General features: G+C 66.5%; 16 protein-coding genes. All 16 read left to right on the top strand.

The features are described 5' to 3' along the window. Nucleotide 1: 1 nt before the first annotated feature. Entirely contained in the window at nt 2–361 is a 360-nt protein-coding gene (gene rplR / locus AADH62_RS04855; RefSeq protein WP_228177314.1) for a 50S ribosomal protein L18, read from the top strand. 17 nt (nt 362–378) lie between these two features. Then, on the top strand, nt 379–1,068 hold the full coding sequence (gene rpsE / locus AADH62_RS04860) for a 30S ribosomal protein S5 (RefSeq protein ID WP_374197998.1): 690 nt from the start codon (nt 379–381) through the stop codon (nt 1,066–1,068). Continuing rightward, a complete protein-coding gene (gene rpmD / locus AADH62_RS04865) occupies nt 1,068–1,253 on the top strand; it encodes a 50S ribosomal protein L30 (protein WP_023954062.1) in 186 nt (61 codons plus the stop codon). The genes rpsE and rpmD overlap by 1 nt, the downstream gene beginning before the upstream one ends. Beyond that, entirely contained in the window at nt 1,253–1,948 is a 696-nt protein-coding gene (gene rplO / locus AADH62_RS04870) for a 50S ribosomal protein L15 (protein WP_228177313.1), read from the top strand. Before rpmD ends, rplO begins: the two co-directional genes overlap by 1 nt. Nucleotides 1,949–2,048: 100 nt before the next feature. Further along, on the top strand, nt 2,049–3,371 hold the full coding sequence (gene secY, locus AADH62_RS04875; protein ID WP_228177312.1) for a preprotein translocase subunit SecY: 1,323 nt from the start codon (nt 2,049–2,051) through the stop codon (nt 3,369–3,371). Next, the gene (locus AADH62_RS04880) at nt 3,368–3,973 is read left to right on the top strand and encodes an adenylate kinase (protein WP_331790733.1); all 606 of its coding nucleotides are present in this window, start codon (nt 3,368–3,370) and stop codon (nt 3,971–3,973) included. The genes secY and AADH62_RS04880 overlap by 4 nt, the downstream gene beginning before the upstream one ends. Before the next feature lie 9 nt (nt 3,974–3,982). Continuing rightward, nucleotides 3,983–4,825, top strand: coding sequence for a type I methionyl aminopeptidase (gene map, locus AADH62_RS04885; protein ID WP_331790732.1), 843 nt, complete (start codon nt 3,983–3,985; stop codon nt 4,823–4,825). 54 nt (nt 4,826–4,879) lie between these two features. Next, on the top strand, nt 4,880–5,560 hold the full coding sequence (locus tag AADH62_RS04890) for a DsbA family protein (RefSeq protein ID WP_331790731.1): 681 nt from the start codon (nt 4,880–4,882) through the stop codon (nt 5,558–5,560). A 69-nt stretch (nt 5,561–5,629) separates the two neighbouring features. Next, complete coding sequence (locus tag AADH62_RS04895) at nt 5,630–6,304, top strand: DsbA family protein (RefSeq protein WP_331790730.1); 675 nt, start codon at nt 5,630–5,632, stop codon at nt 6,302–6,304. 235 nt (nt 6,305–6,539) lie between these two features. Beyond that, the gene (locus AADH62_RS04900) at nt 6,540–11,474 is read left to right on the top strand and encodes a lamin tail domain-containing protein (RefSeq protein ID WP_341578539.1); all 4,935 of its coding nucleotides are present in this window, start codon (nt 6,540–6,542) and stop codon (nt 11,472–11,474) included. Between the two features lie 218 nt (nt 11,475–11,692). Next, entirely contained in the window at nt 11,693–12,691 is a 999-nt protein-coding gene (locus AADH62_RS04905) for a hypothetical protein (RefSeq protein WP_292734353.1), read from the top strand. Nucleotides 12,692–12,968: 277 nt separating this feature from the next. Further along, a complete protein-coding gene (gene infA, locus AADH62_RS04910) occupies nt 12,969–13,190 on the top strand; it encodes a translation initiation factor IF-1 (protein WP_013583992.1) in 222 nt (73 codons plus the stop codon). Between the two features lie 65 nt (nt 13,191–13,255). After that, the gene (gene rpmJ, locus AADH62_RS04915; RefSeq protein WP_022893853.1) at nt 13,256–13,372 is read left to right on the top strand and encodes a 50S ribosomal protein L36; all 117 of its coding nucleotides are present in this window, start codon (nt 13,256–13,258) and stop codon (nt 13,370–13,372) included. A 176-nt stretch (nt 13,373–13,548) separates the two neighbouring features. Beyond that, nucleotides 13,549–13,929: a 30S ribosomal protein S13 gene (gene rpsM / locus AADH62_RS04920; RefSeq protein ID WP_228177305.1), complete on the top strand. Its 381-nt coding sequence runs from the start codon at nt 13,549–13,551 to the stop codon at nt 13,927–13,929. A 28-nt stretch (nt 13,930–13,957) separates the two neighbouring features. Further along, nucleotides 13,958–14,356, top strand: a complete 399-nt coding sequence (rpsK, locus tag AADH62_RS04925; RefSeq protein ID WP_228177304.1) for a 30S ribosomal protein S11 — start codon at nt 13,958–13,960, stop codon at nt 14,354–14,356. 161 nt (nt 14,357–14,517) lie between these two features. Next, entirely contained in the window at nt 14,518–15,507 is a 990-nt protein-coding gene (locus AADH62_RS04930; RefSeq protein WP_228177303.1) for a DNA-directed RNA polymerase subunit alpha, read from the top strand. The last annotated feature ends 52 nt before the right edge of the window (nt 15,508–15,559 follow it).

Genomic DNA, 15,559 nt, shown 5'->3' on the forward strand with positions numbered 1-15,559 from the left:
CATGAGCGTCAAGACGAAGTCCGACGCCCGCGCGCGTCGCCACACCCGTCTTCGCAAGAAGGTCGTCGGCACCACCGAGCGTCCGCGCCTGGTCGTCACCCGCTCTGCCCGTCACGTGTTCGTGCAGGTCGTAGACGACAGCAAGGGCCACACGCTGGCCTCGGCATCCACCCTCGAAACCGACCTGCGGTCGTTCGACGGTGACAAGACCGCCAAGGCCCGCAAGGTCGGCGAGCTCGTCGCTGAGCGTGCGAAGGCAGCCGGCGTCGCCGACGTCGTGTTCGACCGTGGCGGCAACCGCTACGCGGGGCGTGTCGCGGCTATCGCCGACGGCGCCCGCGAAGGAGGTCTGAACCTGTGAGCGAGAACAACAACCCCGTGGAGAACGACGTGACCACTGCCGAGGGCACCGAGCAGGCTGCCGATGCCACTGCGGCCGAGGGTACTGCTGCGACCACCGAGCGCGAGCGCGAGCCGCGTCGCGGTAGCCGCGAGCGCAACCCCAACCGTGACCGCAACTCGCGTGACCGTGGCGACAACCAGTTCCTGGAGCGTGTCGTCACCATCAACCGTGTGTCGAAGGTCGTGAAGGGTGGACGTCGCTTCAGCTTCACCGCCCTCGTGGTCGTCGGTGACGGCAACGGTGTGGTCGGCGTCGGCTACGGCAAGGCCCGTGAGGTTCCTCTGGCGATCTCGAAGGGCGTCGAAGAGGCCAAGCGCAACTTCTTCCGCGTGCCGCGCTCCGGATCCACCATCCCGCACCCCGTGCAGGGTGAGGCAGCAGCCGGCGTGGTGCTCCTGCGTCCTGCAGCTGCCGGTACCGGTGTTATCGCCGGTGGTCCGGTGCGTGCGGTGCTCGAGTGCGCCGGTATCCACGACGTGCTCTCGAAGTCGCTCGGCTCCTCGAACACGATCAACATCGTCCACGCGACGGTCGAGGCTCTTCAGCAGCTCGAGGAACCGCGTTCGGTTGCCGCGCGCCGTGGTCTTGACTTCGACCAGGTCGCGCCGGCCCGTCTCGTTCGTGCCGAAGCTGAGGCTACGGCCGCACAGAAGGTAGGTGCCTGATGGCTGCTCGGCTGAAGGTGACCCAGGTCAAGTCCAAGGTGAGTGAGAAGCAGAACCAGCGTGACACGCTGCGCTCGCTCGGTCTCAAGCGGATTGGCGACTCGGTCGTCCGTCCCGACGACGCGCAGACGCGCGGCTACGTCAAGACCGTCGCTCACCTCGTGAAGGTTGAGGAGATCGACTAATGGCAGACAACGAAAACGTCGAGGCTGCAGAAGCAGTAGCCGCGGCGCCCAAGAAGGCCCCGGCCCGCAAGGCTCCGGCCAAGGCTGCTGCCGACGCGCCCGCCGAGAAGAAGGCGCCGGCGCGCAAGGCTCCGGCCAAGGCTGCAGCTGACAGCGACGCCTCGGCCGAGAAGGCGGCTCCCGCCAAGAAGGCTCCGGCCAAGGCTGCAGCGAAGAAGGATGTCGCACCCGCGACCCGTCCCGGTGTGCTCAAGGTGCACCACCTTCGTCCGGTCCCCGGCGCCAACACGGCGAAGACTCGGGTGGGCCGCGGTGAGGGTTCGAAGGGTAAGACCGCAGGCCGCGGTACCAAGGGTACGAAGGCCCGCTACCAGGTCAAGGTCGGTTTCGAGGGTGGGCAGATGCCGCTGCACATGCGCACCCCGAAGCTCCGTGGCTTCAAGAACCCGTTCCGCGTGGAGTACCAGGTCGTGAACCTCTCGACGCTGGCTGAGCTCTACCCGAAGGGTGGAGAGGTCACCGTGAGTGACCTCGTGGCCAAGGGTGCAGTTCGCAAGAACGAGAAGGTCAAGGTCCTCGGAGACGGTGACATCTCGGTCAAGCTCACCGTGACCGTCGACAAGGTTTCGGGTTCGGCCGAGCAGAAGATCGTCGCAGCCGGCGGGTCGGTCGCGACCGCCGCCTCGGCAGAGTAGTACCTGGAAAGAGGGGCCGGAGATATCTCCGGCCCCTCTTTCGGTTAGCCTGGACGTTGGCGCGCCCGAGCGTGTCGGCATCCCCCTTGGAGGAATCCTCTTGTTCAGCGCCATCGCGCGGGTGTTCCGCACTCCCGACCTTCGTCGCAAGATCGGGTTCACCCTGGCCATCATCGCCCTGTATCGCTTCGGTGCACACGTACCGACGCCGTTCGTGGACTTCCCGAACGTACAGCAGTGTCTGCGGGACTCCACCGGCACTGAGGGTCTGCTCGCTCTCGTCAACCTGTTCTCCGGTGGTGCTCTGCTCCAGCTGTCGATCTTCGCGCTGGGCGTCATGCCCTACATCACCGCGACGATCATCGTGCAGCTGCTGCGCGTGGTCATCCCGCACTTCGAGGCGCTCTACAAGGAGGGGCAGGCGGGGCAGGCCAAGCTCACGCAGTACACCCGCTACCTGACGATCGCGCTCGCGCTCCTGCAGTCGACGACCCTGGTCACCGTTGCCCGCAGCGGTCAGCTGTTCGGAACGTCGAACGTGCCGGAGTGCCAGCAGCTGCTGACCAACGACGCGTGGTGGGCGCAGTTGCTCATGATCATCACGATGACCGCAGGTACCGGCCTCATCATGTGGTTCGCCGAGCTCGTCACCGAGCGCGGTATCGGCAACGGGATGTCGATCCTCATCTTCACTTCCATCGCTGCCGCCTTCCCGGCCTCGCTGTGGGCGATCTGGCAGTCGCGTGGGTTCGAGACGTTCTTGCTCGTCGTCGCCGTCGGCATCGTGGTCGTCGGCCTTGTGGTGTTCGTCGAACAGTCCCAGCGCCGCATCCCGGTGCAGTACGCCAAGCGGATGGTGGGCCGCCGCACCTATGGGGGAACCAACACGTACATCCCGATCAAGGTCAACATGGCCGGTGTTGTGCCCGTCATCTTCGCGTCGTCGCTGCTGTACATCCCGGCGCTCATCGCCCAGTTCAACCAGCCCGCCGCGGGGGAGACCGCCGCCCCGTGGGTCGTGTGGATCAGCAACAACCTCACCAACGGTGACAGCCCGATCTACATGATCGTGTACTTCCTGCTCATCGTCGGGTTCACCTACTTCTACGTCGCGATCACCTTCAACCCGGTTGAGGTCGCCGACAACATGAAGAAGTACGGCGGGTTCATTCCCGGGATCCGTGCGGGGCGCCCGACTGCCGAGTACCTCGACTACGTGCTCACGCGCATCACGCTTCCCGGTTCGATGTACCTGGGTCTGATCGCTCTGCTTCCGCTGTTCGCGCTGGCGCTGGTCGGCGCGAACCAGAACTTCCCGTTCGGCGGTGCCTCAATCCTGATCATCGTGGGTGTGGGTCTTGAGACCGTGAAGCAGATCGACGCACAGCTGCAGCAGCGACACTACGAAGGGCTCCTCCGATGACGCGCTCCGCCGACCTCCCCTCCGCTCGCCTCTTGATCGTCGGGCCGCAGGGCTCAGGCAAGGGCACGCAGGGGGTCCGCGTGGGCGAAGCGCTGTCGATTCCCGTGATCTCGACCGGGGACGTCTTCCGCGCCAACGTCAGCGCGGGAACCCCTCTCGGCCAACAGGTCAAGGCGATCATCGAAGCCGGCGACCTCGTGCCGGATTCGCTGACCAGCGAGATCGTGCGCGACCGTCTGACGCAGGATGACGCGAGCAACGGCTTCCTTCTCGACGGGTATCCGCGCAACCTCGGCCAGGTCGGCGACCTCGACGCGTTCCTCGAGAGCCGCGGCGAGTCGCTGGATGCCGTCATCGAGCTTTCCGTTCCGCGTGATGAGTCGATAGCGCGACTCACACAGCGCGCCATCGAGCAGGGGCGGACCGATGACACCGAAGAGGTCATCGCCAACCGGCTCGCCATCTACGAGCGCGAGACAGCTCCCATCCTCGATGTGTATCGGGAGCGCGGGATCGTCGACGCGATCGACGGCGTCGGATCGCTCGACGAGATCGCAGACCGCATCGCCGCCGCCCTCGCGGCGCGCGGCATCACCGGCTGACCGGGCGTCGTGCTGCGTCGATCGATCTACAAGACCCCCGCTCAGCTGCGAGCGATGGTCGAGCCGGGGCTGATCACCGCCGCCGCCCTGGATGCGGTTCGTGCGCTCGCCGCGCCGGGAGTCACGACCCTCGAGCTTGATGCCGCGGCATCCGCCGTCATTGTCGGTCGCGGCGCGCGCTCGAACTTTCAGCTCGCGCGCGGCTATCGGCATACGGTGTGCGCCTCGGTGAATCAGCAGGTCGTGCACGGCATCCCGGGCGACTACGTTTTGCAGCCCGGAGACATTCTCTCGGTGGATGCCGGTGCCGAATATCAGGGGTGGAACGGTGATTCCGCGTTCACCGTCGTGCTGCCCGATCCGGAACGGCCGGATCTCGTGGCAGCCCGCCAGCAGCTTTCCGATGTGACACGTGGGTCGCTGTGGGCCGGCATTGCCGCACTGGCATCGGCATCCCACGTCGGCGAGGTCGGCGCGGCGATCGAAGGATACGTCGAGGCGAACGCCCCCGAGGGCGGGTACGGCATCCTGCGCGACTACATCGGCCACGGCATCGGGCGCAAGATGCACGAGGCGCCGCCGGTGTTCAACTACCGAACCAGGGATCCGGGCGCCGAGGTGCGACCGGGGTTGGTGCTCGCCATCGAGCCGATGGTGGTCGCCGGCGATCAGGCGACGTTCGTCGAAGATGACGATTGGACAGTGTCGACCGTCGATGGCACAGACGGCTCACATTGGGAACATAGCGTTGCCGTGCACGATGGTGGTATCTGGGTGCTCACGGCACCCGATGGCGGCGCCGCGGAGCTTGCTCCGTTCGGTGTCATCCCGCAACCGATCGCAGGGGCCTGAGCGGCGCACGCTGGCAGGGCCTCGCCGCACAGAGACCATTCCGAGGACATAGTCATGGCAGCTTCCGCGAAGTCGAATAACTCTTTCGCGATCTGGGTCAGTGTCGCCGTCGTGGCGGTGCTCGTGCTCGTGGGAGCGCTCGTGGTGTGGATGAACAACACGGCCTCTGCTCCGGGCCCGGTCCCGGCAGCCGCGAACATCAACACCGAGACCGGTGCGATCGCGGTCGGCGATGGCCCGAACAGCGTCGACACCTACATCGACTTCATGTGCCCCATCTGCAATCAGTTCGAGCAGGCCGAGGGAGAGACGATTCAGCAGCTGCTCGATGACGGCTCGATCACCCTCAACATCCATCCCGTCTCGATTCTGGATCGAGTTTCGCAGGGGACGGAGTTTTCCACGCGGTCGGCAAGCGCAGCGTATTGCGTGGCCGAGTCCGATCCTGACGCCGTCCTTGACTTCGTTCGTGCCATGTACGCGCAGCAGCCGGCGGAGTCATCACCCGGATTGACGGACGAGGAGATCGTGGCGATCGCCGAGAGCGCAGGCGCCACGAACTCGAGCGCGTGCATCACGGATGGCACCTACATGGATTTCGCAACGGCGATGACGCGGAACCTTCCGACGAACCCCGCTAATGGCAGCGCGGGCACGCCGACGCTGGTCGTCAACGGTGAGTACGTGACCGTGACATTCGATCCGCAGACCGACATCGTCGCCCGCCTAACGTAGGCGCGAAGAGCCAACACCGCCGAGCGCCCGTAGCAGCGGGCCGACACACAGCACCCGGAGGAAGAAGACATGGCAGCACCCGCGAAGAAGAACAACTACTTCGCCATCTGGATCAGCGTCGCGGTGGTTGCGGCACTCGTTCTGGTCGGCGCGCTCGTGGTGTGGATGAACAACACCGCTGCGGCTCCGGGTGCTGCACCCGAGGGGCCGGGCATCGACTCGTCGACCGGCGCGATCGCGGTGGGCAGCGGGCCTGACGAGGTCGATGTGTGGTTCGACTTCTACTGCCCTCACTGCCAGGACTTCGAGGACGTCTATGGCCCGACGCTGGATGAACTCGTCACCTCGGGCGACATCACCCTGAACCTGCATCCCGTTGCGTTGTCGGGACTGAACGCGGCATCCGGCACCGACTTCTCCGAGCGTTCGGCCAGCGCGCTCTATTGCGTCGCCACGCAGGACACTGACGCTGCTTTCGCGTTCACCCAGACGCTTCTGACTGCTGACGTCACCGGCGCGGGATGGACGGATGACGAACTCATCGCGCTGGCTGCCGACTCCGGGGTGACCGGGATCGACGAGTGCGTCACCCAGCGCACGTACGTCGACTTCGTCGACGCGCAGGCCCGGGAGATCCCTGCGAGCCCTCAGGGCGGGCAGGGAACGCCGACGCTCGTGATCAACGGCGAGTACATCAGCCTCACCGGTGACGTAAACGCCGACATCGTCAACCGATTGAGCTAAGACCCCCTCACGCGCGACGCCCCCGCGGACTTCGGTCCCGGGGGCGTCGCGCGTGCCGTCGGTTGGCCGCGACGCGCCGGTTCGGCGGGGCGACTCCCCGTGACTACTCGCGGTTTTGGATGCGTTCACCTGTGCGTTGACTTCGGTGGCGAGGCTGGCGGGGCGCCACCGCTCTGAGGCAACGTCAGCGAGTTCGGCGCACCATCCCTTGCACCGATTCGCAGGAGTACTCGTCATGCGCCGACGCCTTGCCGCCGCCCTGTCCGTGATCCTTGGGCTCTCGTTTGCCGTCGCCGTTCCTGCGGCTGCGTCGGCTGAACCGATTGAGGTCCCGCCGGTGGTGATCAACGAGATTCAGCCGGATGACCCGCAGGATGCTGCCGACTGGGTGGAACTCGCCAATACCGGGCAGGCCGATGTCGACCTCGCCGGCTGGAAGCTGCGCGACGACAAGAACGAGAGCACTATCGCGTCGGGCTACGTCGTTCCCGCCGGCGGATACCTGGTGCTCTCCGAGGATGCCGGGTTCTCGTTCGGCCTCGGCAAGAGCGGTGACGAGGTCCACCTGCTCCTCCCTGACGGCACTGTCGTCGACGAGTACGCGTTCACGGAGCTGCCCCCCGGTGCGTCGAACGCCTCCTGGGGCCGGTGCCCCGACCTGACCGGAGACTTCGGACCCACTGCAGCCCAGACCCCGGGCGAGGCGAACTCCTGCGCACCCGATCCCGCGACCTCTCTTGTGATCAACGAGGTCGAATCCGACGGCGGCGACCAGGCCGACTGGATCGAACTGGCGAACACGTCCTACCTTCCCGTCGACGCAAGCGGGCTCATCCTGCGCGACAACGACGACACCCACACCTTCACGATCCCGACGGGAACCACCATCCCCGCTTACGGCTTCGCCGCCTTCGTCGTGGATGCGGGGCCGTCCGCTTACGGCCTCGGCAAGGCGGACTCGGCGCGCCTGTTCGCCGCTGATGGGACCACGCTCATCGATCAGTACTCGTGGACCGCGCACGCCGCGACGAGCTACGGGCGCTGCCCCGATGCGACTGGTGAGTTCGAACTGACGGCATCCGTCACTAAGGCCGCCGCGAACGACTGTGCGCCGGCAGACGGCGGGGACACCCCTGTGGCTGGCGCTGACGCCATCCGGGTCAACGAGATCGAGTCCAGCGGGGGCGACCCGGGCGACTGGGTAGAGCTTGTGAACACGTCGGACACGGATGTCGATCTCGGCGGTTGGATCCTGAAGGACGACAAGGATGACCACGCCCTGACCATCCCGGCTGGCACGACGATCGCCGCGGGTGGCTACACCGTCATCTACACCGACCTCCCGGGTGACGGGTTCGGGCTCGGGAACGGGGATGCGGCGCGACTGTTCCTGCCCGACGGCGTCACCCTTGTCGACAGCCACTCGTATCCCGCCCACGCGCAGCGCACGACCTGGGGTCGCTGCCCGGACGGTGCCGGCGAGTTCGTCGAGACCTACAGCTCGACTCCGGGCGCTGCGAACGACTGCTCGCCGATCCGCATCAACGAGGTGGACTCGAAGGGCGCTGAGCCCGTCGACTGGATCGAGCTGACCAACGCGGGTCCGGACGCCGTCGACATCTCCGGCTACATCCTGCGGGACGACAACGACGACCACGCCGTCGTCGTGCCGAATGGAACCACCCTGCAGCCCGGCGCCTTCGTGGCCATCGACGTCGACGTCACGGGAGGCTTCGGCCTCGGCGGTGCTGACGCTGCGCGCCTGTTCGCGCCCGACGGGACGACGCTGCTGAACCAGATGAGCTGGAGCGAGCACGCCGAGACGTCGTGGGCGCGCTGCCCCGATGGCCTCGGCGAGTTCGAGGTTGCCGCGTCGGTGACCAAGGGTGCTCCGAACGACTGCATCGGCCTTGTCGCGGCAACGCCGTGGCCGGGCGACGCGGGTGTGACTGCAGTTTCGGCGCCGGATGCCTTCGGCGAGGACATGAGCGGCCTGGCCTATGAGGCGACCGCTGAGGGTCGCGGGACGCTCTGGGCCGTGAACAACGGCACGGGAACGCTCTTCCAGCTCGAGTGGAACGCCGAGGCCGGGCAGTGGATCAGCCCGAAACAGGGTGAGTGGGCGGCGGGCAAGGTCCTGCGCTACCCCGGCGGTTCCGGTGCCGTGGATGCCGAGGGTGTGAGCCTCGTCGCGGGCACCTCGGCGGGCGGGGTGTACGTCGCGTCGGAGCGGGACAACACGGCCAGCGACGTCAGCCGACCCTCCGTGCTGCGCTTCGATGTGTCGGCATCCGGAACCGAACTTGTCGCGACCGACGAGTGGAACCTTGCAACCCTCCTGCCGGCTCTCCCCGCCAACGGCGGGCTCGAGGGTGTCACGTGGGTGCCGGACTCGGTCTTGGTCGCACGGGGATTCGTCGATAGCAGCACCGGCAAGGCGTACGACCCGGCGACCTACGGCGCGCACGGCGATGGCCTGTTCTTTGTCGGTGTTGAGGGCACGGCGCGCATCTACGCTGTAGCGCTTCGGGACGCCGGAGTGGCGAGCATCGTCGCCACGATCGACCCGAAGCTCTCGGTGGTGGCCGACGTCACGTGGGATGCGGCATCCGGAACCCTGTACGCCGTGTGTGATGACGCGTGCGGTGGCGAGATCCACGCGATGCGGATTGCCGCGGACGGCGTCTATGCCGGAACCTTCCAGAACGTCGCGGCCTACCTCGCGCCGGCTGGCATGCCCGCCAAGGCCGGCAACGAGGGCTTCGCGATCGGTACGTGCGAGAACGGTGTCGCGCCGGTCTTCTACGCCGACGACAGCGAGACCGACAAGATCTCGCTGCGCGAGGGCCGGATGTACTGCGGGGCCTACCACGGCGGCGATGACGTGCTCCTGAACCTCCTGAACATCAATGACTTCCACGGTCGCATCGACGGCAACACCGTGAAGTTCGCGGGCACGATCGAGCAGCTGCGCGCCGCATACGGCGACGACAACACGCTGTTCCTCTCGGCCGGTGACAACATCGGGGCGTCGCTGTTCGCCTCAGCGTACGCTGATGACAAGCCCACGATCGACGTGTTGAACGCACTGGGGCTGGCCGCATCCGCTGCCGGGAACCACGAGTTCGACAAGGGCTCGGCTGACCTGCTCGGTCGGGTCACGGATGCGGCGCAGTTCCCGTACCTGGGCGCCAACGTCTATGCGAAGGGGACACAGGATCCGGTGCTGCCCGAGTATGGGACGTTCGAGGTGGAGGGACTCGCGGTCGCGGTGATCGGTGCCATCACCCAGGAGACGCCGTCGCTGGTCTCGCCCGGTGGGATCGCCAGCCTCGATTTCGGTGACCCCGTGGATGCTGTGAATCGGGTGGCCGCGCAGCTGACCGACGGTGACGAGGGCAACGGCGAAGCTGACATCATCATCGCCGAGTACCACGAGGGTTCGATCGACGGGGTGAAGGAAGGCGCGTCGATCGAGGACGAGATCGCTGCGGGCGGAGCGTTCGCGAAGATCGTGACGCAGACCTCGGCGGCGGTGGATGCGATCTTCACCGGCCACACGCACAAGGAATACGCGTGGGACGGCCCCGTTCCCGGTTCGGACCGGACGCGTCCGATCCTGCAGACCGGTTCCTACGGCGAGAACATCGGCCAGGTTCGGCTCTGGATCGACCCGGTCACGGGCTCTGTGAACGACTACGACGTGCGCAACGTGGCGCGCACGACATCCGCCGATGCGACCCTGACTTCCGCGTACCCGCGCGTCGCTGCCGTCAAGACGATCGTGGATGCCGCGCTCGCGCAGGCGGATGTCGTGGGTTCGCAGCAGGTCGGCTCGGTCACCGCCGACATCACGACGGCGTTCGTGGGCGACAAGCGGGATGATCGGTCATCCCAGTCGACGCTCGGGAACCTGGTTGCGGATGCGCTGGTGGCTTCGCTGTCGTCGGCCGACCGTGGTGGGGCGGAGATCGGTTTGGTCAACCCGGGCGGTCTGCGTAACGAGCTCTACTACGGCGAGGACGGGGTGATCACGTACGCGGAAGCCAACGCGGTGCTGCCGTTCGTGAACAACCTGTGGACCACGACGCTGACCGGCGCGCAGTTCAAGGTCGTGCTGGAGCAGCAGTGGCAGCCCGACACCGCGTCGCGTCCGTACCTGCAGCTGGGTGTGTCGGAGAACGTGTTCTACACGTACGATGCGTCGCTTGCCAAGGGCGACCGGATCACCGGGATCTGGATCGACGGGCAGCCCATCGTGATGGATGCCGAGTATCGGGTCGGGTCGTTCAGCTTCCTGCTGCAGGGCGGCGACAACTTCACGGTGCTCACGGAGGGAACCGACACCCGTGACTCCGGTCTGATCGACCGCGACGCGTGGATCGACTACCTCAAGAACAACTCGCCGCTGTCGCCGGACTTCGCCTCCCGCAGCGCCCAGGTGACCGGGGTCCCCGCCACGATCGAGCAGGGCGAGACGTTGACCGCGACGGTGTCGGGACTCGACATCCGCTCGCTGGGCGCTCCGGCGAACACGACAGCGCTCGTGTCGATTGAAGGCAGCAGCGCCGTCTTCGACCCGGTACTTATCAACGGCGGCGCCGCGCAGATCAGCATCACCGTGCCGAAGGACGCTCCCCTGAACTCGGCGCTTGTCGTGAACGCCGAGCCATCGGGAACCGGGGTGCGGATTCCGTTGACGGTCACGGGAACGTTCACGCCGCTACCGCCCACGGGTGGCACCACCCCGCCCGCGGAGACGGACTTGACCCCGCAGACGCAGGACGCGATCCAGCCGCAGGGTGGGACGACCTTCAAGCAGGGACAGACGGTGACGGTCACGGTCGGCACTCAGTATGCGGGGCAGACTGTGGAGGGCTGGATCTTCTCGACGCCGACCTACCTCGGTACATCCGTGGTGAGCGCCGCGGGAACCGCGACCTTCACGATCCGCGCGGATCTGCCGGCCGGCACGCATCGCCTCGTCGTCACGGACTCCGCAGGCACAGTGATCGGCTGGGTGTACGTCCAGGTCGAGGCGCTCGCCGCGACCGGCGGCACGGTCGCGGCGACGGGGGTGCCAGTGCTGCCCTGGGCTGCTGCAGTCATCGTTCTCGGCCTGGCACTTGTCGTCATCCGTCGCCGCCGGGGAGGCCGAGCGGAGGGCTGACCCACCGGCGCACCATCCCCTTTCGCCGAACCCACACCTTTTCGCTCGAGCCCACAGGTGTCTGTCGCGAGATCCTGTGGGCTCGGCGAGAGAGGTGTGGGTTCGCGGCTGGTGGTGATCGGGCAGTGCGCTCCTCCCCAGGGGTGGAAGGGCGAGCGGATGCCGCAGGTGTGCGCAGCGACGCGTGAGGGGCTGCGCGCGCAGGCGAGACTGCGGGCATGGATGTCGTACCGCCGAGCTCCGATCGGGTCTGGGACGCGCGTGCGGCGATCCTCACGCGCGAACGGCTCGAGCGCGAGAGCGCAGCGGCGACCATCGCCGCGCAGCACGCGGATGGCGAGCTGATCCGGCTGCACTCGGGGCGATATGTGCGAGCCGCTGACGCGCAAGGATTTGTCGAAGACAGGCATCTACGGACGATCGCGGCGGTGCACTCGCGGCGAGAGGCATCCGCTGCGCCGTTCTCGCACGCGTCGGCGGCGGTGCTCTGGGGATTGCCCCTCTTTCGGCACGTTCCTGAAGCCGTACACGTCAGCGACGCGCGCCACAACGGTGTCGTGCGGCATGCCCGGGGCGTAGCCCGACACGAGGTCAGCGTGCCGGACGATGACATCGTGGTGATCGGTGGCATTCCGTGCACGTCCCTCGAGCGCACGGTGTTCGACGTTGCGCGTACCCTGCCGCTGGCTAGTGCGGTGGCCGTCGCGGATGCCGCGCTGCGGCTGGTCGCGTGGGATCCCGAAGATCGGGTCTATGACCAGGGTGCAGCCTCGACATGGGCTACCGCGATGGAGGAGCGTATCGCCCGCGCGCGGGGAGCACGTGGCATCCGTCAAGCGCGGTGGATCATGGCCTTCGCAGACGGGCGCGCGCAGCTACCCGGTGAGAGCATGAGCAGGTTGCTGCTGCATGACCTCGGATTCGCGACGCCACGGTTGCAGGTGCGGCTCGCCGACTCGTCCCACCTGTACTTCGTCGACTTCGGGCTGGACGACGCGAAGGCATGGGGCGAGTTCGACGGTGAGGGCAAGTACACGGATGCGCAGTTTCGTGGCGAACGCACACCGTGGGAGGTGGTGCGCGCGGAAAAGGAGCGCGAGGACTGGATCCGCGCGACCACCCACCGCCCGCTGGTTCGGTGGGGGATGCAGCACCTCGCTTCGCCGGTCACGCTCGGCCGGCGGTTGGCCGCGTTCGGCATCCGTCCTCCGCGCTAGCCCCGCGCCCCGCGGCATCCTGCTTGTGTTCGTGAACCCACACTTACCGCGCCGAACCCACACGCTATGGCCGTCGGAACATGTGGGGCGGACGCGAAACGTGTGGGTTCGCGCCCCGGGGAGCACCCCGACACGCCCGAGGTTGCCGGGGTGTTCACTATCACGTACTATTGATCTTTGGTGCTTTGCGCCTGCCTTGGCGTGTCCGGGCAGAGCGGACCGGCACCGACTCCCATCCACCGCAGACCGACCGGTCTGCATAAGCGTGAGCGAGGCTATGGCCAAAAAAGACGGTGTCATCGAGATCGAAGGCACAGTGTCCGAGGCGCTGCCCAACGCGATGTTCCGCGTTGAGCTGACCAACGGACACAAGGTGCTCGCAACGATCTCGGGAAAGATGCGGCAGAACTACATCCGCATCATCCCCGAGGACCGCGTCGTCGTGGAGCTTTCGCCCTACGACCTCACCCGCGGCCGCATCGTCTACCGCTACCGCTAGGCCGGTCGAGAAGTAACGCCCCGGGCATCCGTGCCCGCCCGGCGAAGACAGCGAACAGGAACATCATGAAGGTCAACCCCAGCGTCAAGCCCATCTGCGACCACTGCAAGGTCATCCGCCGCCACGGCAACGTGATGGTGATCTGCAAGTCCAACCCGCGCCACAAGCAGCGCCAGGGCTGAGACGGATGCCGTTCCGGCGGCCCCAGGACTCATAACTCAATACACACAGGCAGGGTCAGAACCCGCATCCGGATGCCGGGTGCAGGGGACACCTCGGGACGAAGGCCCGGGCACCGATTCTGCTCCACACCTTCGACGTACTCCGCGGGGAAACCCGGGGGAAAGAGAGAACCGACATGGCACGTCTTGCCGGTGTCGACATCCCGCGCGATAAGCGCGTGGTGATCGCCCTCACCTACATCTACGGTATCGGCCGTACCCGTTCGCACGAGATCCTCGCGGCGACCGAGATCAACGAGGACATCCGCGTGAAGGACCTCAGCGACGACCAGCTCGTCGCCCTCCGCGACTACATCGAAGGTACCTACAAGGTTGAGGGTGACCTTCGCCGTGAGGTTGCCGCCGACATCCGCCGCAAGGTTGAGATCGGCTCCTACGAAGGCCTGCGCCACCGCCGCGGCCTGCCGGTGCGCGGTCAGCGCACCAAGACGAACGCGCGTACCCGCAAGGGCCCGAAGCGCACCGTCGCCGGCAAGAAGAAGGCCGGAAAGAAGTAAGGCGCGGAAGGTTTAGGAGAAAACGCACATGGCTACCCCCAAGTCCGCAGCGCGCAAGCCGCGCCGCAAGGAGAAGAAGAACATCGCCGTGGGCCAGGCCCACATCAAGTCGACGTTCAACAACACGATCGTTTCGATCACCGACCCCTCGGGCGCGGTGATCAGCTGGGCCTCCTCGGGTGGCGTCGGCTTCAAGGGTTCGCGCAAGTCGACGCCCTACGCCGCCGGCATGGCAGCCGAGTCTGCTGCCCGCCAGGCGCAGGAGCACGGCGTCAAGAAGGTCGACGTCTTCGTCAAGGGTCCGGGTTCGGGTCGTGAGACCGCGATCCGTTCGCTGACGGCCGCTGGCCTCGAGGTCGGCTCGATCCAGGACGTCACGCCCCAGGCGCACAACGGCTGCCGCCCGCCCAAGCGCCGTCGCGTCTGACGACAGTCCCGTTCCGGGCCGGCTCACAGCCACCCGGGTGAAGCACTTCGGGTGCCGGGGCGTGCGTTACTGCGCTGCGTCTCGGCATCCCCCGAGAAAAACTCAACACCTCACCCATTGCACGTGTCATATAGCGGGCACGTGATCGAAAGGAACACATCGTGCTCATCGCACAGCGTCCCACTCTGACCGAGGAGAAGATCGGGGAGTTCCGCAGCCGTTTCGTCATCGAGCCGCTTGAGCCCGGCTTCGGTTACACGATCGGTAACGCGCTGCGTCGCAGCCTCCTGTCGTCGATCCCCGGCGCCGCCGTCACCAGCATCCGCATTGACGGCGTGCTGCACGAGTTCAGCACCATTCCGGGTGTGAAGGAGGATGTCACCGAGATCATCCTCAACATCAAGCAGTTGGTCGTCTCCTCCGAGCGCGACGAGCCCATCACGGCTTACCTGCGCAAGACCGGCGCCGGTGAGGTCACCGCCGCCGACATCTCCGCACCCGCCGGTGTCGAGGTCCACAACCCCGAGCTTGTCATCGCGACTCTCAACGAGACCGCGAAGTTCGAGCTCGAGCTCACCATCGAGCGTGGCCGCGGCTACGTCTCGGCGACCCAGAACCGCAACGAGTACGCCGAGAGCGGTCAGATCCCGATCGACTCGATCTACTCGCCGGTGCTCAAGGTCAGCTACCGCGTCGACGCGACCCGTGCCGGTGAGCGCACCGACTTCGACAAGCTCATCCTGGATGTCGAGACCAAGCCCTCCATCGCACCGCGCGACGCCGTGGCCTCCGCCGGTCGCACCCTGACCGAGCTGTTCGGCCTCGCCCGCGAGCTGAACGTCGAGGCCGAGGGTATCGAGATCGGCCCCGCGCCGGTCGAGACCGTCATGTCGAACGAGCTGTCGATGCCGATCGAAGACCTCGACCTGTCGGTCCGGTCCTACAACTGCCTCAAGCGCGAGGGCATCAACACCGTCTCGGAGCTGGTCGCCCTCTCAGAGACGCAGCTCATGAACATCCGCAACTTCGGCCAGAAGTCGGTCGATGAGGTTCGCGACAAGCTCATCTCGCTCGGGTTGAGCCTGAAGGACTCGGTTCCCGGGTTCGACGGCGCGCACTTCTACGGCGGCTACGACGACGAGACCGTCTGACCGGTACCCGAAACGGATGCCGCGGCATCCTGACCGACTTTCCCTGGAGTAA

This window comes from Microbacterium schleiferi, assembly GCF_038150145.1.
GTDB lineage: Bacteria > Actinomycetota > Actinomycetes > Actinomycetales > Microbacteriaceae > Microbacterium > Microbacterium schleiferi_B.